Below are 672 nucleotides of genomic sequence, written 5' to 3'. Positions count from 1 at the left end.
GGCGCGACGGTATCAATCACCACGGTTGAAGCGACCGGAGAACTCACTGTTCCCGCCGCATTGGTTGCCGTCACGCTCAGGGCATGGCTACCGTTGCTCAGGGTTGTTGAAGTAAAGCTCCAGGTGTTCCCCGCCACTGCCGTGGTGGTACCCAGCACCGTGGTGCCGTCATAGATGGTAATGACGTTACCCGCCGCTGCTGTCCCTGTCAGGGTTGGGGTGCTGTCGTTGGTAGTGCCATTGTTGGCAACTGGCGTCAGCGTATTGTTGGCGTCGTTGTTGACCACCAGCGTTGGTGCTGTCGCCGCGACGGTGGAGACGGTGAGGGTGAAGGTTGAAGCCGTACCCACGTTGCCCGCCGCATCCGTTGCCGTCACACTCAGGGTGTGAGTCGCGTCAGACAGCGTACCCAGCGTAATGCTCCAGGTGCCATTAACAGCCGTTGTAGAGCCGATCGCCACACCGTTTTCACGGATGATGACCAGACTGCCCGACTCTGCACTACCGCTCAGCGCTGGCGTGCTGTCATTGGTGGTGCCGCCGTTGGCAATCGGCACCGCCGTAGTGCCGTTATTGTTAGCTGCCGCGACTGTCAGACCGGTTGGAGCAGTGGTATCGATAATCACACTGGCTGTGGTGGTACCGCTGACGTTACCTGCCGCATCGGTGACA

The 672-nt window shown here is 60.1% G+C and carries 1 protein-coding gene; it reads right to left on the bottom strand.

All coding sequences use genetic code 11. From position 1 onward, the window contains the following. A partial coding sequence (locus HA51_RS26775; RefSeq protein WP_245840284.1) for an Ig-like domain-containing protein occupies nucleotides 1–672 on the bottom strand: 672 nt, incomplete at both ends.

Source organism: Pantoea rwandensis (assembly GCF_002095475.1).
GTDB classification, from domain to species: domain Bacteria; phylum Pseudomonadota; class Gammaproteobacteria; order Enterobacterales; family Enterobacteriaceae; genus Pantoea; species Pantoea rwandensis.
This window is presented reverse-complemented; position numbering and strand designations above follow the sequence as displayed.